Here is a 24,785-nt window from a genome sequence, read left to right as displayed (position 1 = left end):
GTGAGCGCAAGGGGTTCCCGTCAGTTCGGGAAGACGTGGCCGCCGATGATCCGCAGGCCCACGGGGCTGCCGGCGGCGAAGCGGTTGGTGTCGGCGGCCTCCACCACCACGGTCTTGCCCTCGGGCCGGTCGACCTCGATGCGCTGGCGCCCCTGCGTCCGGTAGGACGAGCGCACCACGCCGTGGAGATGGGCCTCGCCGCCCTCGGCGAACTGGAGCTGCCAGGGCCGGGCGTAGAGCTTGATCGGACCGACGAGTCCTTCGGGCGCCCGCACCGGTGTGAGGCGGCCGTCGACGCGGACCGCGCCGCCCTGCGCGATCGCTTCGACCTCGATGGTGTCGCCGAGGAACTTCAGCACGGTGGCGGAGACCGGCGCCTCCTGAACCTCGTCCGGCGTGCCGACCTGCTCCAGGCGGCCCTTGTCGAGCACCGCGACCCGGTCGGAGAGTTCCAGGGCCTCGTCCTGGTCGTGGGTGACGAAGATCGTGGTCTGGCCGGTGCGGTCGTGGATCTCGCGCAGCCAGCGGCGCAAGTCCTTTCGGACTTGCGCGTCGAGGGCGCCGAAGGGCTCGTCGAGCAGGAGTACGCGGGGTTCCACCGCCAGCGCCCGTGCGAGCGCGATGCGCTGGCGCTGGCCGCCCGAGAGCTGGCTCGGATAGCGGTCGGCGAAGCCCGAGAGCTTGATGAGGTCGAGGAGGTCGCCGACCCGGCGCTTGATCTCGGCCTTGGCCGGGCGCTCGGAGCGCTTCCGGGCGTTGAGCCCGTAGGCGATGTTCTCGGCGACGCTCATGTGCTTGAACAGGGCGTAGTGCTGGAACACGAAGCCAACCGCGCGCTGCTGCACGGGAAGCCGAGTCGCGTCCTCGGCGCCGAACACGATGCGGCCCGCATCGGGGAAGTCGAGGCCGGCGATGATGCGCAGGAGCGTGGTCTTGCCCGAGCCCGAGGGGCCGAGCAGCGCCAGCAACTCGCCCGCCCGCACGTCGAGGGAGAAGTCGTGCAGCACGGCTGCCGTGTCGAAGGTCTTCGACAGGTTCTCGACGCGGATGGCGGTGGAGCCGCCCTGCTCAGTGACCCCGGGCACCCGCGGCGATCTCGTCGGCGTAGCGCCATTCGAGGACGGATTTGAGGAGGAGGGTGACGAGGGCGAGGCCGGCCAGGAGGGAGGCGACGGCGAAAGCGGCAACGAAGTTGTACTCATTGTAGAGGATCTCCACGTGGAGCGGCAGCGTGTTGGTGAGGCCCCGGATGTGGCCGGAGACCACCGAGACCGCGCCGAACTCACCCATCGCGCGGGCATTGCAGAGGAGCACGCTGTAGAGGAGGCCCCAGCGGATGTTGGGCAGCGTCACCGTGCGGAAGGCGTGCCAGCCGGAGGCGCCGAGCGTCAGCGCCGCCTCCTCCTCCGCCGTGCCCTGCTCCTGCATCAGCGGGATGAGCTGGCGGGCGACGAACGGGAAGGTGACGAAGATGGTCGCCAGCACGATGCCCGGCACCGCGAAGATGACCTGGACGTCATGCTCGAGCAGCCACGGACCGACAAGCCCCTGCGCCCCGAAGACCAGCACGTAGATCAGCCCCGAGACCACCGGCGAGACCGAGAACGGCAGGTCGATCAGGGTAACGAGCAGGTTCTTGCCCCAGAACTCGAACTTGGCGATGGCCCAGGAGGCCATGATGCCGAAGACGAGGTTGAACGGCACCGCGATGACCGCGGTGAGCAGCGTCAGCCGGATCGCAGCGTGGGCGTCGGCCTCCGTGAAGGCGGCGAGATACGCGGCAAAGCCTTTGGCGAAGGCCTGCGCGAACACGGTGAGCAGCGGCAGCACCAGGAACAGGGCGAGGAACAGGATCGCGATCCCGATCAGCAGCCAGCGGATCCAGCGGCCTTCCGTGACGACGCTGGCGGGCCGGGCTTCGGCGAGGGCGACGGGTGCGAAGGTCTCAGACATAGCCGAATCTCCGCCGGCTCCAGGCCTGGATCAGGTTGATGGCGAGCAGGGTGAGGAACGAGATGCCGAGCATGATCGTGGCGATGGCGCAGGCGCCGCCGTAATCGTACTCGGACAGCTTGATGACGATGAGGAGCGGCGCGATCTCGGAGACGTAGGGCAGGTTGCCGGCGATGAAGATGATCGAGCCGTACTCGCCGACGCCGCGGGCGAAGGCGAGGGCGAAACCCGTGAGCACCGCCGGGATCAGCGGCGGCAGCACCACCCGCACCAGGGTGTGGACGCGCCCCGCCCCGAGGGTGGCGGAGGCCTCCTCGATCTCCTTGTCGATCTCGGCGATGAGCGGCTGCACGGTGCGCACCGCGAAGGGCAGGCCGATGAACACCATGGCGATGTAGATGCCCACCGGCGTGTAGGCGGCCTCGATGCCGATCCGCGCCAGCTGCGCCCCGACGAGGCCGTTGGGGGCGTAGAGGGCGGCCAGCGCGATGCCCGCCACGGCGGTCGGCAGGGCGAAGGGCAGGTCCACGACCGCGTCCACGATCTTGCGGCCGGGAAAGCGGTAGCGCGTCAGCACCCAGGCGATGAGGAAGCCGAACAGAGAGGCGGTGAGGGCGGCGAGCAGGGACACGCCGAAGCTGACGCGGAGCGCACTGGCCACGCGCGGATCGGTGGCGACCTCCCAGATCCCCGAGAGGCCGAGCCCGGAGGCGCGCGTGACCAGGGCCGCGAGGGGCAGCAGCACGATCAGGCCGAGGCAGGTCAGGGTGTAGCCGAAGGCGAGCCCGAAACCGGGGATCACGCTCGGGCGGAGGAAGCGCCGTTTGGCGCGCGTGGGCGCATCGGTGCGGATGGGCGGGGCCATGGTGGTGTCCTGCTCAGGTCTCGGCCCCCTCCCGGTCCGGGGAGGGGGAACGCGGGAGGGCGCGTCAGCGCCCCGCCTTGCTCAGCTTGTCGAACAGGCCCCCGTTGTCGAAATTCTTCTTCTGGATCTCGTCCCAGTCGCCCTGCAGGTCCTCGATCTTGAACAGCTTGAGTTCGGGCAGCTGCGCCAGATCCTCGGGCTTGGCCGCCGCGCGGTTCAGCGGGCGGTAATGGTGCTTGGCGAAGATGGCCTGCGCCCGGTCGGAATAGAGGAACTGGAGATAAGCCTCCGCCTGCTTGCGGGTTCCCTTCTTGTCGACGTTGGCGTCGACCAGGGCGACCGGCGGCTCGGCGTAGATCGAGGTCGGCGGCACGACCACATCGAACTTGTCGCGGCCGAATTCCTCGAAGACGAGGTAGGCCTCGTTCTCCCAGGTGGGTAGCACGTCGCCGAGGCCGCGCTGCGCGAAGGTCACGGTGGAGCCGCGCGCGCCGGTGTCGAGGACGGGGACGTTCTTGTAGACCTCGCCCACGAAGGCGTTGGCCTTGTCGGCGTCCTTGCCGTCGCGCTCGTACGCGTAGCCCCAGGCGGCGAGGAAGTTCCAGCGTCCGCCGGCGGAGGTCTTCGGGTTCGGGGTGATGACCTTGATGTCGGGCTTCACGAGGTCGCCCCAGTCCTTCACGCCCTTCGGGTTCCCCTTGCGCACGAGGAACACCACCGTCGACGTATAGGGCAGGCCCTGGTTCGGCAGCTTGGTACGCCAGTCGGGGGCGATCTTCTTCGAGATGCGGCTGATCGCGTCGATGTCGGAGGGGATGCCGAGGGTCACCACGTCGGCCGGGATGCCGTCGATCACGGTGCGCGCCTGCGAGCCCGAGCCGCCATGGGCCGCGCGCACGGTGAGGGTCTCGCCGGTCTTGGTCTTCCACTCCTCGGAGAAGGCCGCGTTGATCTCCCGGTAGAGTTCGCGGGTCGGATCGTAGGAGACGTTCAGGAGCTCGGTCTGGGCGCAGGCGAGGGTGGGGCTCAGCAGGGCCGCAGCGAGGCTCGCCCCGAGAAGGACCGTGTTGCGGCGGGTGCGTCCGGTGGGCCGGGAAGAGGTCTCGCTCACGGGGGGGCTCCGAATCTGGCTTGCGCAGCCGGAGCGGAAGCATGCGCCTCGGGGCCCCGGTGACGCCGGTTTCGTTCGTTTTAACGAACATTGTCAAGCGTCGCGACTGGGCAGAATAAGGCGGTCCGGGCAGCTTCGTTCCCCTGGATCCGGGTGATCCGGAACGATTTTACTGCGACGGAGAACGACGCCCTCCGCAGGCGCTTTCGAACAGAAAAATCTGTTCGTGCGAAGGTAGTTCTATAGAAAGGACATTTCAGCGATTTCTGCACGTTCCGGGGGATGCAGGCGGCGCAGGGCGTGCATGCTGGCACGCTAGCGCCATCGACGGCCCGCGGGCCTGCAGCTTGGCCAAGCGCGTGCCAGGGGAGCGGGCGGCGGGTGTCCGAATCCCGTCATAGGGGACGCCATACCGCGATGGCGGACCCACGCGAGCCGAATCATCGCAGGCCGAGCCCTGGCGCGGCGCGTCCGCCGAGCGCGGCGGCTAGAGGGCGAAACGGGGGGTTGGAAGATCCGAGCGTGCCGGCCTTAAGGCCTCGGCGCGATTGGTCTGCCCGCTCAGTCCGCCGCGACGGCGATGAGCGAGAACAGGGACGCCAGCAGGATGTTGCCGACGACGACGAGGGCGAGCACGGTCATGGGGCTGCTTTGCAAGGGAGCGCGGTGGAGAGCGCGGCGGGGAATGCGCTCATCCGATGTCCGTCTCCTAACGGCCATCGCCTGAATCGTCAGTGAATTCCTGCGGCGCCCCTGCGCAAGCGCGTGCAACGCGGTAAACGGATCACACTGCGGCGAGGCCCTGGCAGGGCGGCGGCGAGGTCGGACCGGACTCTTTCAGCGCTGCGGCTTGCCGAGGCGGGCGAGCAGCGCCTCGATCCGGGCGCCCGGCGGCTCGGACAGGATTTCGGCGTAGAAGGTCCGCAGGCTGAGTCCGAGATGGCGCCGGATGCCGGCGCTCAGCGGCGGAGGGCCTGAGCGCGTGGCCTCGGCCTTGGGTGAGCAGTCGCTTCGGGTCTTTGGCATGGAAGGGACCCCGGCCGCGCCGGTCGGCATCCCGCATGAGTGGAATGCGGCCGACTGAGTCCTCAGCCTGACACGCGCAAGTTAAGGAAAATTTGATGCATCCGGCGGCCGTGACCGCACGCCTGCGTTGCCGCCTTATCAAACGTTGTCAATCGCATTCGCGCCAAGCGGAGCCGTAAAAAAAACCTCGCGCCGGGGCGCGTTCCGGAAACGGCGCCGCACCAAAGACTTGGGGTGCGAGGAAGGTGTCCGGCCGCCCTTCGAATGGCTAACGAAGGGTTTCCGGTTGTGGACGAATCCACCGAAATTCGCTTACAACACTCAAGCTCACGGCGCCGCAGAGCGGTTGTTTTTCGATATCCCGCAACCAATCACGGGAAATAAATCCGACATGCAGAATATTACCATTACAGATCGAGAACGCGATGCTGTCCTGGCTGCGCTTCGGTACTATCAATTCTATAGGCTGCAGGGGCATCCCTTTAATCCGCATCAGGATCACTTGATCGATGCGATTGCCAGCGAGTCCGGCGAAGCCCTTGATCTTGCCGAGATCGACGATCTCTGCGCCGGCCTGAACGGCAACGACCACGCTCTCGCCGCCGTCGTCAGCGCCTGATCGTGCGCTCGTGGAAGCGGGGCGGACAGGTTCCGCCGCCCCGTGTGTCCAGTCCCGGCCCCGATGTCCGGGCCCGCGCTTCCTCGTCACCGAGCCCCGGCATCGAGAACCGGACCCGACGCCCTCAGGGCGCGCTGTCCACCTGCTTCTGAGCCCGATCGACCGCCTCGCCGCAGGCCTTGGCATCACCCTTCTTGTCGGCCGTGCGCGCCTCGTCGAGGGCCACCTTCGCCTGCATCGCCTTGTCGCCGCCCTGTCCGGCCTCCGCCGACTTCTCCGGAGACGCGGCCTCGGCCGAGGGGCTGCCGCCGCTCTCCGTGACACCCTGGCCGCCCCGGGCGCTGGCCGTGGCCTTGCCGCTGGTGTTGGCGGAGATCGCCTCCTTGGCCAGATCCTTGACCGGACCCTCGAGCTTGGCGATCCGATCGCCGCAGGGGGAGGCGAGGGCGGGGGCCGCACCCGCCGCGAGGAGACCGGCGGCGAGCCACACGAAACGCGTCATCGATTGCTGTCCTTGATCCGGAAGGTTGGGCCGACCCCACGGGGCCGCCTTCGTCGTGGGGTCAACCCACGGGAATGATGCCCGGCTCCCTTTGCGAGCCGGAAAACCGCGCGCAGGAGCACCGTTCGTCGACCGAGGCCGAATCGGCGCGACGATGCGACGGGGTCCGGCCCGACGGAAAGCGCATCGCCTCTGCGGAAATGATGTCGGACGGATACGAATCGGGGCGCGGGACGGTGTGAAACCGTCCCGCGCCCCGGACCCTCCCCGTGGTGGGGCGGGAAGCTGCCGGTCAGGCGCTCAGCTGATCGCGGATCGGCAATTGCCGGATGCGCCGGCCGGTGGCGGCGAAGATCGCGTTGGCGATCGCCGGGGCCACGGGGGGCACGCCGGGCTCACCGACGCCGCCCAGCGGCGCGTTGAAGTCCGGGTTCGGCAGCAGGTGGACGTGGATCTCCTTCGGCGCCGCGTCGATGCGGGTGATCTCGTAGCCGTCGAAGTTGTTCTGCTGCGCGCGCCCGTCCTTGAAGGTGATCTCGGCCGAAAGCGCGAGGCCCATGCCCATGACCACCGCGCCTTCCATCTGCGAACGGATCCGCTCCGGGTTGACCTGCGGCCCGCAATCGACGGCGATGTCCACGCGCTTGACCTGCACCTCGCCCTTGGGGCCGACCGCCACCTCCGCCGCCACCGCCGTGTGGGTGACGAAGCTGTAGTGGCCGGCGAGCCCAAGGCCGGTGCCCTTCGGCATCTTGCGGCCCCAGCCGATGCCCTTGGCCGCCGCCTCGATGACCTTGCGCAGGCGCGCCGTCTCGATCGGATAGCGGGCCGGGTCCTCGCCGTAGTTCCAGACGTCGCCGATGGTGGTCGGGTCGATGACCCGGTCGGGGCCGATCAGCGCCAGCAGGTACTCCTTCGGGTCACGTCCCGCCGCATGCGCGAGTTCCGCCACGAAGGACTGGATCGCGAAGGCGTGCGGGATGTTCGAGACCGAACGGAACCAGCCGATGCGCACGTGGGCGTCCGCCGCCGGGTTCTCCAGGCGGATGTTGGGCACGGCGAACGGCGTGTTGGTCAGGCCCATGCCGAGCTCGAAGGGCAGCTCGTGCTTGGGGTCGGGGGCGAAGATCGAGCCGATGGTGGGTGCCGCCGAGCGGTGCAGCCAGGCGACCGGCATGCCCTTGTCGTCGAGCCCGGCCTCCAGCCGCTCCACCGAGATGGTGTGGTAGTAGCCGTGGTGGAGGTCGTCCTCGCGGGTCCAGATCAGCTTGACCGGCGCGCCGTCCACGGCCTGGCTGCAGAGGGCTGCCTCCAGCACGTAGTCGGGCTTCGACTTGCGGCCGAAGCCGCCGCCCAGCAGCGTCACGTTCACCCGCACCTTGTCGGCGGGGAGGCCGAGCTTCTTGGCCAGCCGGTCATGCGTCGCCTGGGGCGCCTGGGTGCAGGCCCAGGCCTCGCAGAACCCGTCCTTGATCCGCACGGTGGCGGCCGGCGGCTCCATCGGGGCCTGGACGAGGTGGGGCACGAAGTACTCGGCCTCCAGCTTCGTCTTGGCCTTGGCCATGGCGCCGGCCACATCGCCCTGGTCGCGCACGACCTTGCCGGGCGCGCGCGCTGCCTTCTCCAGCTCGCCCCGGAAGGCGACGGAGTCGTAACCGGCGTTCGGGCCATCGTCCCAGGTGATCTTGAGGGCGTCGCGGGCCTTCATCGCCGCCCAGGTGTTTTTCGCGATGATCGCGACGCCGCCGATGGGCTGGAACTCGGAGGGGATCTCGGGTGCGTCGATGGTGAAGATCTTGACGACGCCCGCGACCTTCTTCGCCTCGGAATCGTCGACGCTCTTCACCTTGCCGCCGAAGACGGGCGGACGGGCGACGAGGGCGTAGAGCATCCCCTCGAGGCGGGTATCGATGCCGTACATCGCCCGGCCGGTGGTGAAGTCGTGGTTGTCGATGAGGCCGATCTTGCCCTTGCCGATGTAGCGGAAGGCCTCCTGCTTCTTGAGCACGACGCTCTCGCGGGCCGGCACCGGCAATTCGGCGGCCGCCGCCGCGACCTCGCCGTAGCCCAGGGTCCGCTTCGACTTGGCGTGGGTGAGGACCGAGTTCTCGGCCTTCACCTCACCCGCCGGTACGCCCCACTGCTTGGCGGCGGCCTGGATCAGCATGGCGCGGGCCGCGGCGCCCGCGTGGCGCAGGTGCGGGAAGAAGTGGCGCAAGCTGCGTGAGCCGTCCGTGTCCTGGTTGCCGAAGCGGGCTTCGTCGCCCCAGGCCTGCGCGACCTTCACCTTCGCCCAGTCGGCCTCGAGTTCGTCGGCCACCACCAGGGCGACCGAGGTGCGGACACCCTGGCCCATCTCGGAGCGGTGGCAGGTCACCGTCACGGTGCCGTCGGGGGCGATTCCCACGAAGACCTTCGGGTCGTCCTGCCAGCCATGCGGCATGCCATCGGCGCCGTACTTCTTCGGCTCGTCCTTCTTGTCGTCGGCGCGCGCCGGATCCCGCCAGGACAGGGCGAGCACGAGGGCGCCCATGCCGCCGAGCATGGCGCGGCGGCTGACATTGGCGAGCGCGCTCGGGCCGGCCTCGACGGTGGGGGTGGCGAGATCCGCCATGGTCTGAGCTTCGTGGATCACAGGCGATCTCCCTTGTTCGCGGCGGGTGCGGTTCCCTTGGGGGGATTGCCGGCAGCCTGGTGGATCGCGGCGCGGATGCGCGGGTAGGTGCCGCAACGGCACAGGTTCCCGCTCATCGCCTCGTCGATCTGCGCGTCGGTGGGCTTCGGGGTATCGGTGAGGAGGGAGGCCGCCTGCATCATCTGCCCGCACTGGCAGTAGCCGCACTGCGCCACGTTGAGGTCGCGCCAGGCCGCCTGAACCGGATGATTGCCATCGGGGGACAGGCCCTCGATGGTGACGACGGCCTGCCCCTCGGCGGCCGAGACGGGGGTGACGCAGCCGCGCACGGCGGTGCCGCCCACGTGGATGGTGCAGGCGCCGCACAGGGCCTGCCCGCAGCCGAACTTGGTTCCGGTCAGCCCGACCTCGTCGCGCAGGTACCAGAGCAGCGGCATGTCGGGGTCGCCGTCGAAGCTGCGTTCAGCTCCGTTCACGGTCAGTTTGATCATCGGTGTATCCTGTCATGGATCAGGCCACGGGCCGGTCGGGATCGGGCTCACGCCAATCCATCAACCGGCGGGAAGCCGTCGGGGTCACATGTCGGGCGTCGGGGGCGTTGAGCCGCCCCCCGGAAGGGTCCTGAGACACGGCGGCGGATCCGGCTCTTCGGGAGAGCCGTCGCAGCGCACGAAGCCCCCACGCCCCGTACCACGGAATGAATACAATTAAACGCTGGGTCCGTTGCAGCGCAACCGGACACCCGCCCGGTCATCCGTCAGGGATTCATCGATCCGGCTCTCATGTGCCGTTGCGCACGGGCCGGAGAAGATCGTGTGACCCGAAGAGCGGAGTCGCGCGTTCTCTCACCCGCCCGAGGCCTGGATGCGAGGAGAACCGCCTGTCGGCGCCTCAGGTCTCGACGAGGCCGGTGCTCGCACCCGACGCCTCGGAATCACCGGCGCCGTGCGGCAGGGCGAGATATTCGGACGACCGCATCTCGATCAGGCGGGAGACCGTGCGGTCGAACTCGAAGGCCTCGCGCCCCTCCGTGGCGGTGTAGAGGTCCTGCGGCTCGGCCGCCGCCGAGGCGATGAGCTTCACGTGGGAATCGTAGAGGGTGTCCACCAGGGTGATGAAGCGCTTGGCCTCGTTGCGGTTGTCCGGCCCCATCACGGGGATGTCGGACAGGATGACGGTGTGGAAGGCGCGGGCCAAAGCCATGTAGTCGGAGGCGCCGAGGGCCTGCGCGCAGAGATCGGCGAAGGCGAAGCGGGCGACGCCGCCGGTCTCCTCGGGCACCGGCACGTCGTGGCCCTTGACCCGGAGATTGGCCGGGCGACCCTTCGCCTTGCCGGTGAGGCCCTTGAAGGCTGCGGCGAGCGCCGTCTCCGCCGCCGCATCCGCCGGCACGTGGTAGACCGAGGCGCCGCCGAGCTTCTCCAGTCGGAAATCCGTCCGCGAATCGAGGCGCAGCACCTCCACGCGCTCCTGCAGTTCGGCGATGAAGGGCAGGAACAGGGCGCGGTTCAGGCCGCCCTCGTAGAGCCGGTCGGGCTCGACGTTGGAGGTCGCCACCACGGTGACGCCGCGGCGGAACAGGGCGCCGAACAGGCGGCCGAGGATCATCGCGTCGGCGATGTCGGTGACGGTGAATTCGTCGAAGCAGAGCAGCGTCGCCTCGTCGGCGAGGGCATCGGCGACCACGGGAATCGGGTCGTCGCCCTTGCCAGGGGAGGATTTGGCGGTGCCGGCCTTCAGGGCCTGGCGGTGGGCGTGGATGCGCTCGTGGGCGTCGGCGAGGAAGCCGTGGAAATGCACTCGGCGCTTCGGCTCGGGGGCGGCCTCGTGGAAGAGGTCCATCAGCATGGTCTTGCCGCGCCCCACCGAGCCCCAGATGTAGAGCCCCTTCGGCGGTGTCGCGGCATCGTCCCGCCGGCCGAACAGCCAGCCGAGGGCGCTGCCCTTGCGGGCACGCTTGCGCCGGCCGAGCTCCTGCACCAGGCGGTCGAGGGCGCGCACGAGGTGGATCTGCGCGGGATCGCGCTCGATGGCCGCGGCGCGGACCAGGGCCTCGTAGCGGTCGGAGACCGGACCGGGGGACACGGCGCCGGCCTTGGCCTGGCTCGACGGCTCGGGGCCCGAGGAGGAGGGGGCGTTCACGGTTTGGGCGACCTGTTCGCGAAGGGATCGGGGGACTGAGATCGGGCGGCCGGCGGGCAAGCCGGTCTGACGCGGCCATCCCGCCGGATCAAGCCCCGGACCCCGTTCCGGGGCAGGGCCCACGGCACCCGGTCATTTTGCTGCATTGCACAAAGTTGGCAGCGATGCCACATCTGGCATGCCTTGAGGGAGGCTACGCCCGGAACCGGCGCGCCCTGCGCGCCCTGAAACCGGAGACCGGCACCCGATGCCCGATACCCATCCGACCCTGCATCCGATCGTCCGCCGCCTGTGGCCCAACGACGGCCCGGCCGTGGAATCCTACTTCCTGCGGCTCGATCCGGAGACCCGCGCCAACCGCTTCATGGGTGCGCTGAGCGACGCGGCCGCTGTCACCTACGCCCGCAACGCGATGAACGCCGAGGGCCTGATGTTCGGCAGCTTCGTCGACGGCTCCCTGCGGGGCCTCGGCGAATTGCGTCCTGCCTCCGCGCCGCCGCCCGGCTTCGTTCTCGGCAAGGAGGCGGAGGCCGCCTTCGCGGTGGAGAAGGCGTTTCGCCGCAACGGCCTCGGCCAGGCGCTCTTCCGCCGGATCGCCGCCGCCGCCCGCAACCGTGGCGTTCGCGACCTGCACGTGCGCTGCCTGGCCTGGAACCGGCCGATGCGGGGGCTGGCCACCAAGGTCGGCGCCAACCTGCGCATCACCGGCGGCGAGGCGGACGGCGCCCTCCATCTCGCGCGTCCGACCCCGGCCTCCCTGTGGCAGGAGGGCGTCACCGAGGCAGTGGATTTCACCCTCGCCCTCACGGCGGCGTGAGTCCGGCTTTGCCGCGACCGCTCCCGAGGGCTATCCTCGCCCGCAACGTGCCGCCCGGACGGGTTCCTCCCGTCCGGGGCGGGCCGGGGGATCGCATCATGACGGACGTTTCGCGCCGGAGCCTGTCCGCCCTTGTCGCCTGCGCCGTGCTCCTGCCGGGCGTGGCCCAGTCCCAGACGCGCCCCGACACCCGGGCGATGACCTGTGCCGAAGCCTCCGCCCTGGTGGCCCGCGCCGGCGCCATCGTCATGAGTACCGGGCCGGTGACTTACGCGCGCTTCGTGCGCGACGGCGGGTTCTGCCCGCTGCCGGAAACCACCCAGCCGTCCTGGGAGATCACGCGGGACGATCCGAAGTGCTTCGTCGGCTATACCTGCCGCGACAAGTTCAACGAGGGGCAGGGCCGCGACTGAGAGTGGGGCGGCCCCGGCCCCATACGCCAATCCTCGTGGGGGCTTACGGCCAAGCTGCCATGTTGCCGCCCTGCCGCCTGTCGATGCTCGCCGTCGAGACCCGTTCCGCCAGAGGACGGGCTCGCCGATGCGGGGCTCACGACATGGACCAGACCGAGATCAGCCACACCACCCGTCCGTCGAGCCGGCCGGCCGAGGCACGCCTCGAACGCTGCGTGGCCGATGCCCTGCGCATCATCGCGGCGGCCTGCGACGAGCGGAACGCGCCGCCGGTCAAGGCCGCCCGGCGGCATCTCGCCGAGATCTACGGCGCGACCCGCCTCAGCCGGCAGCGCGAGCGCCGGTCCGCCTCCGCCTGAGGTTCCGTTACCGGGCCGGTCGCTCGGCGAGCCAGATGGTGTGACGCGCCCCGCGCGAGCGCCCGGCGCGCACGCCGACGGCCTCGACCTGGAAGCCGCCCCGCGCCAGCCGCTGAGTGAAGGCGGGGTCGGGATGGGCCGACCACACGGCCAGCACGCCCCCGGGACGCAGGGCCGCCCGCGCGGCGGCGAGGCCGGCGGCATCGTAGAGCCGGTCGTTGGCGCTGCGCGTCAGGCCATCGGGGCCGTTGTCGACGTCGAGCAGGATCGCGTCGTAGGTACCGCGCCCGGCGCGGATCACGTCGGCGACGTCGGCCACCCGCGCCGCGACGCGGGGATCGGAGAGCGCCGCGTCCGACACCGCCGCCAGCGGGCCGCGCCCCCAATCCAGCACCGCCGGCACGAGTTCGGCCAGCACGATCCGGGCCTCCGCGGGCTGCGCGTCGAGGGCGGCCCGCAGGGTGAAGCCCATGCCGTAGCCGCCGATCAGCCAGCACGGGTTCCGGCGGCTCCCGAGCCGTCCGGCGGTCAGGGTCGCCAGCGCCTCCTCCGAGCCGCTGAGCCGGCTGTTCATCAGCTCGTTGTGGCCGAGCTGGATCGAGAATTCGGTCCCCCGCTGCAATAGGCGCAAGGGGTCGGACCCGCCCGGGACGGGGGCGGTGTCGAGGACGGCCCAGGGGATCACGATCGGGGCTCGGGACGCAAATTCATCCGCTCCGGCTAGCATGGTCCGCGCGCCGGATCACGCCGGCGGGCACCCTGTCGGTCGGACAGGGTGCCCGCCGCGAAGGTTCTAGAACAGCCCCTCGATCTGCCCGTTGGCATCGAGGTGGATGCCCTCGGAGGCCGGGACCTTGGGCAGGCCCGGCATGGTCATGATCTCACCGCAGATCACCACCACGAAGCCGGCCCCCGCCGAGAGGCGCACGTCGCGCACCGCGATGAGGTGGCCGGAGGGCGCGCCCATCAGGGTCGGGTCGGTGGAGAACGAGTACTGGGTCTTGGCCATGCAGACGGGCAGGTTGCCGTAGCCGTCCTTCTCGAACTGGGCGAGCTTGGTGGCGGCCTTCGATTCCACCTGGATGTCGCCGGCGCCGTAGAGCTTGGTGGCGATGGCGCGGATCTTGTCGGTGAGCTTGGTCTCGGTCTCGTAGACGAAGCTCAGGGGCTTCTGCTCGCCCTCGGCCAGCTTGACCACCGCGTGCGCGAGTTCCTCGGCGCCCGCGCCGCCGTCCGCCCAGTGCTTGCAGGTGATGGCCTCGACCTGGAGCTTGTCGCGGCAGAGCTCCTTCAGCTTGGTGTGCTCGGCATCGGTGTCGGCGTAGAAGTGGTTGACGCCGACGACCACGGGCAGGCCGAAGCTGCGCACGTTCGTCACGTGCCGGGCGAGATTCGCGAAGCCCTTCTCCAGGGCGTCGAGGTTCTCGGAGCCGAGCTCCTTCTTCGAGACGCCGCCATGCATCTTGAGGGCGCGCACGGTGGCGACGATGACCACCGCCGAGGGCTTCAGGCCGGCCTGACGGCACTTGATGTCGATGAACTTTTCCGCGCCCAGATCGGCGCCGAAGCCGGCTTCCGTCACTACGTAGTCGCCGAGCTTGAGGCCCGCGCGGGTGGCGATCACCGAGTTGCAGCCATGCGCGATGTTGGCGAAGGGGCCGCCGTGGATGAGGGCGGGATTGCCCTCGAGGGTCTGGACGAGGTTGGGCTGGAGCGCGTCCTTGAGGAGCACCGTCATCGCGCCCGTGGCCTTCACGTCCTTGAGGGTCACCGGCTTGCGGTCGCGGGTCTCGGCGATGACGATCCGGCCCAGCCGCGCTTCCAGGTCGTCGAGGTCGCGCGCGAGACAGAACACCGCCATGACCTCGGAGGCCACGGTGATGTCGAAGCCGTCCTCGCGGGGGAAGCCGTTGGCGACGCCGCCCAGCGACTGGGTGATGGCGCGAAGCGCCCGGTCGTTCATGTCGACCACCCGGCGCCAGTGGATGCGGCGCACGTCGATGTTGAGCTCGTTGGCCCAGTAGACGTGGTTGTCGATGAGCGCGGCCGCGAGCGAGTGCGCGGAGGTGATGGCGTGGAAGTCGCCGGTGAAGTGCAGGTTGATCTGCTCCATGGGCACGACCTGGGCCTTGCCGCCGCCGGCTGCCCCGCCCTTCATGCCGAAGCAGGGTCCGAGCGAGGGCTCGCGCAGACACGCCACGGTCTTCTGGCCGACGCGGTTGAGTGCGTCGGCGAGGCCGACCGTGGTGGTGGTCTTGCCTTCGCCCGCCGGGGTCGGGCTGATCGCCGTCACGAGGACGAGCTTGCCCTCCGGCTTGGTCTCCAGGGACTTGATGAAGGCGTGGTCGATCTTGGCGATATGCTTGCCGTAGTGGTGCAGCGCGTCGTCCGGGATGCCGATCTTGGCGGCGACCTCGGTGATCGGCTGAAGGGTCGCCGCGCGCGCGATCTCGATATCTGAGGGCATTGTTGCGTTTCTCCCGGATTGTTCTTGTGCGTCCGGGCCGGCGCGAGGCCGGATTCCGTCCGCTGGCGTTCGTCATATCGCCGCCAGGACCGGATCCGCCGACGTTTGGCCGTGCGGATCGGCCGAGCGGCCACGCATCATCGATCGCATCAGTTTGCGGGAAGGGACAAGCAAAAGCGCGTCGGAAATTTTGAATTTGCGGGTAAAAATTTGTTTTGGATCAGGCCTGTGTCAGCCCGTCATGGCGCTGGCCGTGTATCCGGCCTCGGTCAGTGCCTCGGCGATGCTGAGGGCCTGGGCGGTGGTCGTCACCGCGACGCGGCCGTGATCGAGGTCGACCGCGACCCGGGCATCGGGGTCGAGACGCTGGATCGCCCGGCGCACCGCCGTCGCGCAGCCGTCGCAGGTCATGCCCTCCACCTGCATCAGAAGGTCCGATGGCGTCGCGTCCATGAGGTTCGCTCCGGGCTCTGGTTGGGAGCCGCCCATCTTGGCGCCGGCGGCGTCCGATGCAAGCCGCGCCCCGGCCGGACGATGCGCCGAAGGGCAGGACACAGTTCGTGAAAATCGGTTTACCGTGCTCGCCGGTCCCTTGTGGACGCTGCGCGTCTCGGCAACAAAAGAGGCGCCGGCACGGCCGGCCTCGTCACCGAAGTGTTTTTTGCACCGACGTGTCTTTTGCACCGAAGTGTGTGCTGCGTTCGAGGATCGCGTATTTCGATGGCCCGGATCGTCGGCCGGCGTACGAGCCTCTGGGCCTTGAGCCTGCTCGGGCTCTGCCTTCTCGGGCCGCTGGCGGTCTTCTCGCCCCTCGGCGCGAGCCTCGGGCTCGCCGCCCTCGGTCTGATCCTCGGCCTCGTCGCGCAGCTGCGCGCGGGCCGCCTCGCCGCACGCTGCGACAAGCTGTCGAGCGAGGTCGACGTGCTGTCCCAGCGCCTGATGCGCATCGAGACCGTGGCCCGCGCCATCGCCGAGCAGCAGGTGCGCGCCGCCGATGCGCGTGGAACCGGCGCGGCCGGAGCGACCGCGCCGGATACCGGTCATCTCAGTGCCGGGATCGAGGAGGTCACGGCCGAGATCGGCCTCCTCAGCGGCATCGTGCGTGAGCTTGCCGCCGTGGTGGCCGCGCAGGACGGCGAGATCGCCGGGCTGAAGGCCGCCCCGCCGCCCGCGCCGATCCCCGTTCGACCCGCCCCGCTGATGCCCGCGCGCGCGCCGGTGCCCGAACCCGAGAGCCCGCGTTCCCGGCGCCCGGAGCCCGCCTCGGTGTCGGTCCCGGTAGCGCCCTCGGCACCCTGGACGCCCCGCGCCCTCGGCCGGTCCCTTTCGCCGGACCACGACCCCGAGCGCGAGGCGGCGATCCTCGCCGCCTTCGACGGTGCCGGCCTCGAGGTCCACCTCCAGCCGATCGTGTCGCTGCCCCAGCGCAAGGTCGTCTCCTACGAGGCCCTGGCGCGCCTGCGCCTGTCGGGCGAAACCCTGGCGCCGGAGGCCTTCGTGCCCGTGCTGGAGCGCCACGGGCGCACCACGGACCTCGATCGCCGCACCCTGCAGCGCGTCGCCACCATCGCGCGGCATCTCGCCGGGCGCGGCAGCCAGGCGGCGGTGGCCTACGGGCTCTCGCCGCGCTCGCTGTTCGAGCCGGGCTTCCTGCGCTCGCTCGGCCGCCTCGTCGAGGGCGTGCCGGACCTGTCGGGCCGGGTGATGCTGGCCCTGCCGCAGGCGAGCTGGCGCAGCCTCGACGGCGAGCAGGCCGGGGCCCTGGCCGACCTGCGCGGCCGGATCGGATTCATCCTCGACCGTCCCCTCGACCTGCGCCTCGATCCCCTGGCGCTCGCCGACCGGGGCGTCTCCCAGGTCAAGGTGCCCGCCGACCTCCTGCTGCGGCCGTCCTCGCGCCAGGCCATGCCCGACATCGCCCTGGAAGACCTCGTCGCGGCCCTCGCGCGGGCCGGCATCCGCCTCGTCGCGGACGGGGTCGAGCGCGAGGCGGACGTGCCCGACCTCATCGAGCTCGAGGTGCCGATGGCGCAGGGCGGCGTCTTCGCGCCGGCCCGGGTCGTGCGCGCCGAGGTGCTCAACGCGCCCCCGCCCGAGGCGCCGGAGCCCGCCCCGCCGCCGAACGAGGACCCGGAGCCTCCGCCGCAGCGCCGCCCGTTCCGCGATTTCCTGCGGCGGGCCGGCTGAAATCCCCGGGGCCGGCGTTTGATTTTGCCCCGCGTCCCGCCTAACCGGTCGGCCTCTGCCCGATGCCCCCCCCGATCCAGGCTCGCCCGATGACCGACATGCCCGCCCGTTCCCCCGCGCCGGGACACGTCCCGACCCTGCGCGGTCTCGCGGCCATCGCCGAGGGGGTCGATCTCATCCTGTGCGACGTGTGGGGCGTCCTGCACGACGGCACCAACGCCCATCCGGGCGCCAGCGACGCCCTGATGCGCTTTCGCGCCCTGCCCGGGGCGGGGCGCCCGCGCCGGGTGATCCTGGTCTCGAACGCGCCCCGGCCCTGGCCCGGCGTGCGGGAGATCCTCGACGGGTTCGGCATTCCGCGCGCGGCCTACGACGCGATCCTGACCTCGGGCGACCTCACCCGCAGCCTGATCGCCGCGCATCCGGGGGCCCGCATCCACCATCTCGGTCCTGAGCGCGACGCCCCGATCTTCGCCGACCTCGACCTCACCCTGGTGCCGGCAGCAGAGGCCGAGCGGGTCGTCTGCACCGGCCTGTTCGACGACACCTGCGAGACGGCGGAGGATTACCACGCGACCCTGGCGGCGTTGCGCGCGCGCGACGTGCCGATGATCTGCGCCAATCCCGATCTGGTGGTGGAGCGCCGTGGCCAGCTCATTCCGTGCGCCGGGCTCCTCGCGGAGGCCTACGAGGCGCTGGGAGGACAGGTGGCCTATGCGGGCAAGCCGCACCGTCCCGTCTACGAGGCGGCCATGGCGATGGCCGGAACCCTCGATGCAGGTACGCCGCCGGACGCGGCCCGGGTCCTGGCCGTCGGCGACGCTTTGCGCACCGACATCGCCGGCGCCGTCGGTTTCGGGATCCCGAACCTGCTGGTGGCGCGCGGCATCCATGCCGAGGAACTCGGGGTCTCGGCGGAACAGGCGAGCCTCGGCGACATCGCGCACTGGCTCGACGCCCAGGCGGTGCGGCCGGATGCGGTGATCGAGCGCTTGGTCTGGTGATGGGTCTGCGGCGCGCTCAGGCGAAGAGCGCGTCGATCTCGTCCTGGGCCACGGCCGGGCCGTTGATCTGGGGACCGTTGAGCATCAGGAGCTCCTTGCGGACCTGACGCTCGACCTCGCCGGGATCGAGGCCGCCCTCGTCCCGGGCCTTGACAGCGTTGGCGAAGCGCGAGAGCCGGGTCTCGAGCTGGCGCAGGGCCTCGACGACCTTCGAGATGCGCTGACCCGTGATGTCCTGGAAGGTGCACGCCTCGAAGATGTCGTTCATCCGCTCCTCGACGGCGGCGCGGTAGTTCCCGTCGTCTGGCAGGCCGAGGATCTCCTCGGCCGCGTTCATGATGGAATTCGTGGCGCCCGCCGTGGCGGCCACCACGCTGCCGAGTTCCTCGTGCGCCATCGGCAGGCGGTCGCGGGTGAGTTCGTTGGCGCGGAGCGCGGCGATCTCGCGGCGCATGTGGGCGATGTAGTCCGCGATCTCGACGAGTTCGCGGATCAGGGAAGGCTTCTCCGGGGTGGGGTTGGCCTTCCGCACCTGCTTGGCAAGGGCCATCGCGTTCCGCTCTCCGATCTCGTTGCGGGATCTGGTCGGGGCGCGGCGATCAGGCGCCGCAGACCGCTTCGATCTTGCTCTTCAGGGTCGCGGCGTTGAAGGGCTTGACGATGTAGTTGTTCACGCCGGCCTTCTTGGCCGCGATGACGTTCTCGGTCTTCGACTCGGCGGTGACCATGATGAACGGGGTGGTGCGCAGGGCCTCGTCGGCGCGCACGTGGCGCAGCAGTTCGTAGCCCGTCATCGGCTCCATGTTCCAGTCGGAGATCACGAGGCCGTACTTGCGGTTCTTCAGGCGCGCCAGGGCGGCGGTGCCGTCGGAGGCGTCGTCGACTTCCTCGAAGCCGAGCTGCTTCAGGAGGTTGCGGATGATACGGACCATCGTCTGATAATCGTCGACGACGAGGATCGGCATGCCGAGATCGAGGGCCATGGGTCGGTGTGCTCCGTCAGAAGGGCCGGTGCGAGGCGCGCGGCTCTCCGGGCGCGCGACTCTCCAGGAATGTGCCGGTGCGCCAAGCGTGGAGCGCCCCTTGACGGGGAAACTACGCCGGATCGCATTGCGAAGCGGTTAACTGCCCCGGCCTTCGGTGCCGCTGCCGGGGACCCGGGGCGATCCTCGGTCCGCCTTGACAAGTCCGGACCGGTCTCCCCCTTCGGACGGTATGCCCATGCCGACCCTCACGCCCGGTTCCGCTTTCAAGACCGCTACCTCCGAGACCGCCGATTCCGCGTCCGCCAGCCTCGATGCCTTCGCCCGCGGGACCCTCGCCGATCTGGAGGCTCGCGCCCTGCGCCGGCGCCTCGTCGAGACGGAGCGCGGTCCCGGCACCGCCGCCCGCCGGGGCGCGCGGACTCTGGTGTCGTTCTCCTGCAACGACTACCTCGGCCTCTCCGACGATCCGCGCGTGATCGCGGCGGGCCAGGAGGCTCTGGCCCGCTACGGGGCCGGGGCGGGCGCCTCGCGCCTCGTCACCGGCAACCACCCCGTGCTCGCGGCGCTCGAAGGGCGGCTCGCCGCGCACAAGGGCAAGGCGGCCGCCCTGGTCTTCGGCAGCGGCTACATGGCCAATCTGGGCATCGTGTCGGCTCTGGCCGGATCGAAGGACCTCGTCCTCGTCGATGCCCTCGGCCATTCCTGCCTGTTCGCGGGGGCGCAGATCTCGGGCGCGACGATGCTGCGCTTCCGGCACAACGACGTCGAGCACCTCCGCGCTATCTTGAGCGCCCGGCGCGGCCGGCACGAACGGGCGCTGATCCTCACGGAGCGGGTCTTCAGCATGGACGGGGACCGGGCGCCCCTCGACGACATCCTGGCCGTCGCGGCGGAGCACGAGGCCTGGACCCTGGTGGACGACGCCCACGGCCTCGGCGTGGTGGAGGCGGGCGCCCGCGCCCCCCTCGAGATGGGGACGCTGTCGAAGACGCTGGGGTCCTATGGGGGCTATCTCTGCGCGTCGCAGGCGGTGATCGACCTGATGACCAGCCGGGCCCGCAGCTTCGTCTACACGACCGGCCTGCCACCGGCCTCGGCCGCTTCGGCCCTGAGGGCGCTGGAGATCGTCGAGGCGGAGCCCGAACGCGCGGCCCGGCCCCTGGCCCTGGCCCGCGGCTTCACCGCGCGCCTCGGCTTGCCAGAGGCGGCGAGCCCGATCGTGCCCATCCTGGTGGGGGAGGCGGCTGCGGCCCTCGCGCTCTCGACAGCCCTGGAGGCGCGCGGCTTCCTCGTAGTGGCGATCCGCCCGCCCACGGTCCCGGCGGGCACGGCCCGGCTGCGGGTGGCGTTCTCGGCGGCCCACACGCAGGATCAGGTGGATGCCCTCGCCGAGGCGCTGACCGACCTCGGTATGGGTGGCGTCTAATACGGCCCCTCGATGAGCCTGACTCATCGAGGGCCACCCGCGCGACGGCGCGGCGGCGGTCGCGATCTCAGTCGTCCGACGAAGCCGAACCGTCCCTGACTCCCCGATCACGCAGGCGGTCCGCCCGGTCCCGGGCCTGCCGACGCTGGGCCGCGACGCCGATCCATCGGGTGACGAGGGGGCCGCGCCGCCGGCTCTGCGACGGCGGGCTCGAGGCTTCGCTGGGCGAGGGTGCCGGAAGGCCGGCGTCGTCCCGGTCCTGCATCCGCGCGTGCCGATCCGTCCGGGACGCCCCCGTTGCGTCGTCCTGCGCATCGCTCCCGCGTGCGTTGTCGTTGTACGGCAGGGCGAGGCTGCCGGGCACGGTCGGTTCGCGTCCGTCCTCGCCGAGGCCGGAGGCCTTGGCCTGTCCGGCCTCGTCGGAGCGAATCCTGCGTGTCTGGGCGATCATCCTGGCGGTCATCATGCGCATCGCTGGTTATCCGGAATCCGGCCTCGTCCGCGTCGCGGACGAGCGATCCCACCCCCGGGCCCGCACCTTCGGGAGGCTCTGGATCCAAGGATCATCATAAGCGATCACACGGAGGGGTTGAGGGCCCGGCTTGGTCCCTGGGTCCAGATTACTTGTCCCGGCGTCCCAAAACACGGACCGCGCAGGCTGTGGACGACGATCCCCCAGGGGGCGTCATGCGGCGGCGGGGGCCTCGCCGGCCGCCCGTTCGCGGGCGAGCTTGACCACGCTGACCTGGTCGACCTTGCCCGTCCCGAGCATCGGCAGGCGCTCCAGCACCACCACCTCGGCGGGCATCGCGATCTCGGGTGCGCCCTTGCCCTTGGCGAAGCTCTGGTAGGCGGCCCGGGTCGCGTCCTTGGCTTCCGTGAACAGCACCAGCCGCTCGCCCTTGCGGGCATCCGGCACGGCGGCCACCGCGCTCGGCGCATCCGGCCAGAGCTCGGCCGCGATGGTCTCGACGCTCGCCAGCGACACCATCTCGCCGGCGATCTTGGCGAAGCGCTTGGCGCGGCCCTTGATGGTCACGAAGCCCTGGGCGTCGATGGCGACGATGTCGCCGGTGTCGTGCCAGCCTTGCGGCGGCGCCTCGATCGCGCCGGGGCGCTCGGGCCGCAGGTAGCCCAGCATGATGTTGGGGCCGCGCAGGGACAGGCGGCCACCCTCGTCGATTCCGGGTACGGGTTCGAGGCGCCAGTCCTGGCCGGGCAGGAGCCGGCCGACCGTGCCGAAGCGGTTGAACATCGGCGTGTTGAGGGCGACCACCGGACCGCATTCGGTGACGCCGTAGCCCTCCAGGATGCGCAGGCCGAACTTCTCGCCCCAGGTCCTGCGGGTGGATTCCTTCACCGCCTCGGCGCCGGCCACCACGTAGCGCAGGGAGCGCAGGTCGTAGGAATGGGCGGTCTTGGCGTAGCCGGAGAGGAAGGTGTCAGTGCCGAACAGGACCGTGGCGTTGGAGCCGTAGATGAGCTCCGGCACGATCCGGTAATGCAGCGGCGAGGGATAGAGGTAGACCGGGACGCCCGAGACCAGGGGCAGCACGAGGCCCGCCGTCAGGCCGAAGGCGTGGAAGACCGGCAGAACGTTGAAGACCTTGTCACTCGGCCCGAAATCGATCCGGGCGGCCACCTGCGCGGTGTTGGCAAGCATGTTGCGGTTGGCGAGCGCCACGCCCTTGGGCGCCCCCTCGGAGCCGGAGGTGAACAGGATCGCGGCCGGGTCGTCGCCGCGCCTGGCCACCAGGGGCGCGCGCGGGCTGAGGAAGCCCCGGAGCTTGTCGCCCGTGGTGATGCCGGCGCGGATATCCTCGAGGTAGACGAGGGATACCGCGCTCCCGAGGGCCTCGACCATCGGACCGAGGCGGCCCTTCTCGATGAAGGCGCGCGAGGTCAGGATGGTGTCGACCTCCGCGGTCCTGCAGGCGGACAGGATGTTGGCCGCACCCGCCGAGAAGTTGATCATCGCCGGCACGCGGCCCGCCGAGGCCAGGGCGAACAGGGTCACCGCCGCGCCGTTGGCGTTCGGCAGCATCACGCCGAGCGGCTTGCCCGGGGCGCCGAGCCCCTGGAGCTTTCGCCCCAGGACGTTGGCGCCCATCACCAGGCGGGAATAGCTCAAGCGACCCATCGGATCCTCGACGGCCGTGCGGCGCCAGCCGTGGCGGTCGCCCGCGTCGATGAGGGCCTGCATCAGGCCGCGATCGATGTCGGCGGTGCGGAAGACGAGGTCGGACATGATTCCGTAGAGCGCGGCGCCCGCCGCCTGCCGGCGGGCCTTGCCCTTGAGGGCCGGGTCCACGGTAAGGGCCACCGGCGAAAGGATCGTGACGGTGACCTTGGGCCACCAGCGCCGCTTCATCTGGTTCTTCGAGAGGCGGGAGAAGACCGTCTTCTCCAGGCCCTCGATCTTCACCGGCACCACCATGGCGCCGGACTTGTCGGCGATGAGGCCCGCCCCGTCATAGACCTTCATCAGGCTCCCGGTGACGGTCAGGCGCCCCTCGGGGAAGATGATCAGGGTCTCGCCGTTCTTGACCGCGTTGATCAGGGTGCGGGTCGCGAGCGGCCGGGTCGGGTCCAGCGGCATCGCCTTCGTCATCGCCAGGAACGGCTTCACCCACCAGCGCTGCGCGATGCCGTGGTCCACGGCGAAGACGGGTTCCTGGTCGAGGAGCGAGAGGGCCAGCGGCGCGTCGAGAAACGAGACGTGGTTGAGGGCGATGATGGCGTTCGGGCCGGCCTTCTCGACGTTCTCCAGGCCGCGCACCTCCAGGCGGTAGAAGGCCCGGAACAGGATCGAGAGGAAGTCGCGGAACGGGCTCGTGGGCAGCACCGCGAGGATGACGACGCCCGCCACGAGGTTGAGGACCCCCAGCAGGGTGAGGAGTGCTGCCATCGACCAGCCCGCGCCCTGGAGGGCGGCGAGGCCCAGCGCCCCCGTCACCATGAAGGCGGCGGTGAGCACGTTGACGGCGCCGATGACGCGGGCGCGCTTGTCCTTGTCGGTCCAGGCCTGCACGGCGGCGAAGGAGGGCACGATGTAGAGCCCGCCCGCGACCGCGAGGCCGAACAGGTCGATGGTGACGCGCAGGCCCGTGCCCGTGGTGAGGAAGGCCCAGGCCCCCGCGGGATCGCCCGAGACGGGGGGCAGATGCGCCACCGTCCAGGCGAGGTCGAGGCCGAAGGCGCCCATCAGCAGGGCGCCGATGGGGGTGGGCAGCAGCACGATGCGGCCGCTGGCGAGCCAGGAGGCGAGGCCGGAGCCCACCGCGATGCCGATGGAGAACACGGCGAGCAGGGTCGTCACCACGGTCTCGGAGCCGTTGAGGCTCTGGCGCACGAGGACGGGCAGCAGCGACAGGATGACGGCGCCGACCAGCCAGAACCAGCTCACGATGAGCGAGCCGCGCCAGAGCCGGGTGTCGCCCCAGAGGTCGCGCAGGAGGGCGCCGGTGGAGCGGGCGACGTTGGGATCGACCCGCAGAGTCGGGGCGGCCTCGCCAGTGGACGGGATCGCCCGCGCCGAGAGCCAGCACAGGACCGCGAACACCATGATCATCGAGCTGAAGGCCAGCGCGCCGCCGCCCATGGCGGTGGCGAGGCCCGCCACGATAGTGCCGAGCAGGATGGCGAGGAAGGTCGCCGCCTCCACCAGCGCGTTGCCGGCGGTGAGCTCGTCGCGGCGCAGGTGGTCGGGCAGGATGCCGTACTTGATCGGCCCGAACAGGGCCGCGATCGTGCCGAATAGGCCCAGCGCCACGAACAGCACCGGCACGGAATGCATCCAGAAGCCGAGCGCTGCGGCGGCCGCGCCGAAGATCTCGGCGAATTTCAGCCGCTTTGCGATGAGCGCCTTGTCGTAGCGGTCGGCCATCTGGCCGCCGAGACCCGAGAGGATGAAGAACGGGCCGATGAAGACCGCCCCCGCCAGGGTCACCAGCATTGGCGAGCCGCCGCCCGGGCCGCCGACCTGGAACAGGATGAGGAAGACGAGGGCGTTCTTCAGGAAATTGTCGTTGAAGGCCGAGAAGAACTGGCACCAGAACAGGGGCGCGAACCGCCGCGTCGTCATCAAGGTACGAAACATGGAAGTCTCCTCGGACGACGCATGACTGCCCGGCTCACGCCGTAGCGTCAAATTCTGAACCGCTCGTCCTTTGCACGGTGTTCAAAACCTAGGACTGCTCCGCTGCGGCCACAATCGTGATATTGCACGTCGTGCAATCCAGGCGACGCGCCCGTGCGCGGACGCACGGGAACG

The 24,785-nt window shown here is 70.3% G+C and carries 23 protein-coding genes; 7 read left to right on the top strand and 16 right to left on the bottom strand.

The features are described from left to right. Positions 1 to 20 precede the first annotated feature (20 nt). The 5 genes from MKK58_RS01085 to MKK58_RS01065 all read right to left on the bottom strand — a co-directional run bounded on the left by MKK58_RS01085 (position 21) and on the right by MKK58_RS01065 (position 4,955). Positions 21 to 1,085 (bottom strand): sulfate/molybdate ABC transporter ATP-binding protein, encoded by a 1,065-nt coding sequence (locus MKK58_RS01085; protein ID WP_243910364.1) that lies wholly within the window; start codon positions 1,083 to 1,085, stop codon positions 21 to 23. Further along, positions 1,069 to 1,953 (bottom strand): sulfate ABC transporter permease subunit CysW, encoded by an 885-nt coding sequence (gene cysW, locus MKK58_RS01080; RefSeq protein ID WP_238280989.1) that lies wholly within the window; start codon positions 1,951 to 1,953, stop codon positions 1,069 to 1,071. The genes MKK58_RS01085 and cysW overlap by 17 nt, the downstream gene beginning before the upstream one ends. Beyond that, positions 1,946 to 2,806 carry a sulfate ABC transporter permease subunit CysT gene (cysT, locus tag MKK58_RS01075; protein ID WP_243910371.1) on the bottom strand — a complete coding sequence of 287 codons (861 nt, stop codon included), beginning with the start codon at positions 2,804 to 2,806 and terminating at the stop codon, positions 1,946 to 1,948. The genes cysW and cysT overlap by 8 nt, the downstream gene beginning before the upstream one ends. A 76-nt stretch (positions 2,807 to 2,882) precedes the next feature. Further along, positions 2,883 to 3,929: a sulfate ABC transporter substrate-binding protein gene (locus MKK58_RS01070; RefSeq protein WP_313899259.1), complete on the bottom strand. Its 1,047-nt coding sequence runs from the start codon at positions 3,927 to 3,929 to the stop codon at positions 2,883 to 2,885. Positions 3,930 to 4,766: 837 nt separating this feature from the next. Continuing rightward, on the bottom strand, positions 4,767 to 4,955 hold the full coding sequence (locus MKK58_RS01065) for a hypothetical protein (protein ID WP_243910363.1): 189 nt from the start codon (positions 4,953 to 4,955) through the stop codon (positions 4,767 to 4,769). A 391-nt stretch (positions 4,956 to 5,346) separates the two neighbouring features. Here MKK58_RS01065 and MKK58_RS01060 point away from each other — a divergent pair, with 391 nt between their 5' ends. Then, positions 5,347 to 5,574, top strand: coding sequence for a hypothetical protein (locus MKK58_RS01060; protein ID WP_306424555.1), 228 nt, complete (start codon positions 5,347 to 5,349; stop codon positions 5,572 to 5,574). Between the two features lie 124 nt (positions 5,575 to 5,698). Here the strand turns inward: MKK58_RS01060 and MKK58_RS01055 are convergent, their stop codons facing one another. The 4 genes from MKK58_RS01055 to zapE form a co-directional block, all read right to left on the bottom strand. Then, the gene (locus tag MKK58_RS01055; protein ID WP_243910361.1) at positions 5,699 to 6,076 is read right to left on the bottom strand and encodes a hypothetical protein; all 378 of its coding nucleotides are present in this window, start codon (positions 6,074 to 6,076) and stop codon (positions 5,699 to 5,701) included. A gap of 292 nt (positions 6,077 to 6,368) precedes the next feature. Continuing rightward, a complete protein-coding gene (locus tag MKK58_RS01050; RefSeq protein WP_243910360.1) occupies positions 6,369 to 8,711 on the bottom strand; it encodes a xanthine dehydrogenase family protein molybdopterin-binding subunit in 2,343 nt (780 codons plus the stop codon). Next, a complete protein-coding gene (locus MKK58_RS01045) occupies positions 8,708 to 9,202 on the bottom strand; it encodes a (2Fe-2S)-binding protein (protein WP_243910359.1) in 495 nt (164 codons plus the stop codon). Before MKK58_RS01045 ends, MKK58_RS01050 begins: the two co-directional genes overlap by 4 nt. A gap of 400 nt (positions 9,203 to 9,602) precedes the next feature. Continuing rightward, entirely contained in the window at positions 9,603 to 10,796 is a 1,194-nt protein-coding gene (zapE, locus tag MKK58_RS01040; RefSeq protein WP_409565158.1) for a cell division protein ZapE, read from the bottom strand. A gap of 304 nt (positions 10,797 to 11,100) precedes the next feature. Here zapE and MKK58_RS01035 point away from each other — a divergent pair, with 304 nt between their 5' ends. The 3 genes from MKK58_RS01035 (at position 11,101) to MKK58_RS01025 (ending at position 12,442) form a co-directional block, all read left to right on the top strand. Beyond that, entirely contained in the window at positions 11,101 to 11,670 is a 570-nt protein-coding gene (locus MKK58_RS01035) for a GNAT family N-acetyltransferase (protein ID WP_243910357.1), read from the top strand. A 98-nt stretch (positions 11,671 to 11,768) separates the two neighbouring features. Further along, the gene (locus MKK58_RS01030) at positions 11,769 to 12,083 is read left to right on the top strand and encodes a hypothetical protein (protein WP_243910356.1); all 315 of its coding nucleotides are present in this window, start codon (positions 11,769 to 11,771) and stop codon (positions 12,081 to 12,083) included. Positions 12,084 to 12,226: 143 nt separating this feature from the next. Further along, entirely contained in the window at positions 12,227 to 12,442 is a 216-nt protein-coding gene (locus tag MKK58_RS01025; RefSeq protein ID WP_243910355.1) for a hypothetical protein, read from the top strand. A 7-nt stretch (positions 12,443 to 12,449) separates the two neighbouring features. Here the strand turns inward: MKK58_RS01025 and MKK58_RS01020 are convergent, their stop codons facing one another. From MKK58_RS01020 to MKK58_RS01010, 3 genes are all read right to left on the bottom strand, one after another. Beyond that, a complete protein-coding gene (locus MKK58_RS01020) occupies positions 12,450 to 13,127 on the bottom strand; it encodes a spermidine synthase (RefSeq protein ID WP_243910354.1) in 678 nt (225 codons plus the stop codon). A gap of 108 nt (positions 13,128 to 13,235) precedes the next feature. Further along, on the bottom strand, positions 13,236 to 14,909 hold the full coding sequence (locus tag MKK58_RS01015; RefSeq protein ID WP_243910353.1) for a formate--tetrahydrofolate ligase: 1,674 nt from the start codon (positions 14,907 to 14,909) through the stop codon (positions 13,236 to 13,238). Between the two features lie 231 nt (positions 14,910 to 15,140). Continuing rightward, a complete protein-coding gene (locus tag MKK58_RS01010) occupies positions 15,141 to 15,362 on the bottom strand; it encodes a heavy-metal-associated domain-containing protein (RefSeq protein WP_243910352.1) in 222 nt (73 codons plus the stop codon). A gap of 267 nt (positions 15,363 to 15,629) precedes the next feature. On the opposite strand from MKK58_RS01010, the gene MKK58_RS01005 reads away from it, so the two are divergent. After that, positions 15,630 to 17,096, top strand: coding sequence for an EAL domain-containing protein (locus MKK58_RS01005; protein ID WP_243910351.1), 1,467 nt, complete (start codon positions 15,630 to 15,632; stop codon positions 17,094 to 17,096). An 89-nt stretch (positions 17,097 to 17,185) separates the two neighbouring features. Then, positions 17,186 to 18,100 (top strand): TIGR01459 family HAD-type hydrolase, encoded by a 915-nt coding sequence (locus MKK58_RS01000; RefSeq protein ID WP_243910350.1) that lies wholly within the window; start codon positions 17,186 to 17,188, stop codon positions 18,098 to 18,100. A 16-nt stretch (positions 18,101 to 18,116) separates the two neighbouring features. Here MKK58_RS01000 and MKK58_RS00995 read toward each other — a convergent pair whose 3' ends face one another. Both MKK58_RS00995 and MKK58_RS00990 read right to left on the bottom strand, forming a co-directional pair. Further along, complete coding sequence (locus tag MKK58_RS00995; protein ID WP_243910349.1) at positions 18,117 to 18,650, bottom strand: protein phosphatase CheZ; 534 nt, start codon at positions 18,648 to 18,650, stop codon at positions 18,117 to 18,119. 49 nt (positions 18,651 to 18,699) lie between these two features. Then, on the bottom strand, positions 18,700 to 19,083 hold the full coding sequence (locus MKK58_RS00990) for a response regulator (protein WP_018046001.1): 384 nt from the start codon (positions 19,081 to 19,083) through the stop codon (positions 18,700 to 18,702). A gap of 238 nt (positions 19,084 to 19,321) precedes the next feature. Here MKK58_RS00990 and MKK58_RS00985 point away from each other — a divergent pair, with 238 nt between their 5' ends. Continuing rightward, positions 19,322 to 20,512 carry an aminotransferase class I/II-fold pyridoxal phosphate-dependent enzyme gene (locus tag MKK58_RS00985; protein ID WP_243910348.1) on the top strand — a complete coding sequence of 397 codons (1,191 nt, stop codon included), beginning with the start codon at positions 19,322 to 19,324 and terminating at the stop codon, positions 20,510 to 20,512. A 67-nt stretch (positions 20,513 to 20,579) separates the two neighbouring features. Here MKK58_RS00985 and MKK58_RS00980 read toward each other — a convergent pair whose 3' ends face one another. Together MKK58_RS00980 and MKK58_RS00975 are read right to left on the bottom strand one after the other, a co-directional pair. After that, positions 20,580 to 20,984 carry a hypothetical protein gene (locus MKK58_RS00980; protein ID WP_243910347.1) on the bottom strand — a complete coding sequence of 135 codons (405 nt, stop codon included), beginning with the start codon at positions 20,982 to 20,984 and terminating at the stop codon, positions 20,580 to 20,582. Between the two features lie 213 nt (positions 20,985 to 21,197). Next, positions 21,198 to 24,611 carry an acyl-[ACP]--phospholipid O-acyltransferase gene (locus tag MKK58_RS00975; RefSeq protein ID WP_243910346.1) on the bottom strand — a complete coding sequence of 1,138 codons (3,414 nt, stop codon included), beginning with the start codon at positions 24,609 to 24,611 and terminating at the stop codon, positions 21,198 to 21,200. Between the last annotated feature and the right edge of the window lie 174 nt (positions 24,612 to 24,785).

This window comes from Methylobacterium sp. J-078, from assembly GCF_022829285.1.
Classification (GTDB): domain Bacteria; phylum Pseudomonadota; class Alphaproteobacteria; order Rhizobiales; family Beijerinckiaceae; genus Methylobacterium.
This window is presented reverse-complemented; position numbering and strand designations above follow the sequence as displayed.

What these genes read in the sequence shown, in the direction of transcription:
- cysW (WP_238280989.1), bottom strand. Translation starts at nt 1,953, where the DNA reads ATGTCTGAGACCTTCGCACCCGTCGCCCTCGCCGAAGCCCGGCCCGCC.
- MKK58_RS01065 (WP_243910363.1), bottom strand. Translation starts at nt 4,955, where the DNA reads ATGCCAAAGACCCGAAGCGACTGCTCACCCAAGGCCGAGGCCACGCGC.
- MKK58_RS01060 (WP_306424555.1), top strand. Translation starts at nt 5,347, where the DNA reads ATGCAGAATATTACCATTACAGATCGAGAACGCGATGCTGTCCTGGCT.
- MKK58_RS01055 (WP_243910361.1), bottom strand. Translation starts at nt 6,076, where the DNA reads ATGACGCGTTTCGTGTGGCTCGCCGCCGGTCTCCTCGCGGCGGGTGCG.
- MKK58_RS01045 (WP_243910359.1), bottom strand. Translation starts at nt 9,202, where the DNA reads ATGATCAAACTGACCGTGAACGGAGCTGAACGCAGCTTCGACGGCGAC.
- MKK58_RS01035 (WP_243910357.1), top strand. Translation starts at nt 11,101, where the DNA reads ATGCCCGATACCCATCCGACCCTGCATCCGATCGTCCGCCGCCTGTGG.
- MKK58_RS01030 (WP_243910356.1), top strand. Translation starts at nt 11,769, where the DNA reads ATGACGGACGTTTCGCGCCGGAGCCTGTCCGCCCTTGTCGCCTGCGCC.
- MKK58_RS01025 (WP_243910355.1), top strand. Translation starts at nt 12,227, where the DNA reads ATGGACCAGACCGAGATCAGCCACACCACCCGTCCGTCGAGCCGGCCG.
- MKK58_RS01015 (WP_243910353.1), bottom strand. Translation starts at nt 14,909, where the DNA reads ATGCCCTCAGATATCGAGATCGCGCGCGCGGCGACCCTTCAGCCGATC.
- MKK58_RS01010 (WP_243910352.1), bottom strand. Translation starts at nt 15,362, where the DNA reads ATGGACGCGACGCCATCGGACCTTCTGATGCAGGTGGAGGGCATGACC.
- MKK58_RS01005 (WP_243910351.1), top strand. Translation starts at nt 15,630, where the DNA reads ATGGCCCGGATCGTCGGCCGGCGTACGAGCCTCTGGGCCTTGAGCCTG.
- MKK58_RS01000 (WP_243910350.1), top strand. Translation starts at nt 17,186, where the DNA reads ATGACCGACATGCCCGCCCGTTCCCCCGCGCCGGGACACGTCCCGACC.
- MKK58_RS00995 (WP_243910349.1), bottom strand. Translation starts at nt 18,650, where the DNA reads ATGGCCCTTGCCAAGCAGGTGCGGAAGGCCAACCCCACCCCGGAGAAG.
- MKK58_RS00990 (WP_018046001.1), bottom strand. Translation starts at nt 19,083, where the DNA reads ATGGCCCTCGATCTCGGCATGCCGATCCTCGTCGTCGACGATTATCAG.
- MKK58_RS00985 (WP_243910348.1), top strand. Translation starts at nt 19,322, where the DNA reads ATGCCGACCCTCACGCCCGGTTCCGCTTTCAAGACCGCTACCTCCGAG.
- MKK58_RS00980 (WP_243910347.1), bottom strand. Translation starts at nt 20,984, where the DNA reads ATGCGCATGATGACCGCCAGGATGATCGCCCAGACACGCAGGATTCGC.
- MKK58_RS00975 (WP_243910346.1), bottom strand. Translation starts at nt 24,611, where the DNA reads ATGTTTCGTACCTTGATGACGACGCGGCGGTTCGCGCCCCTGTTCTGG.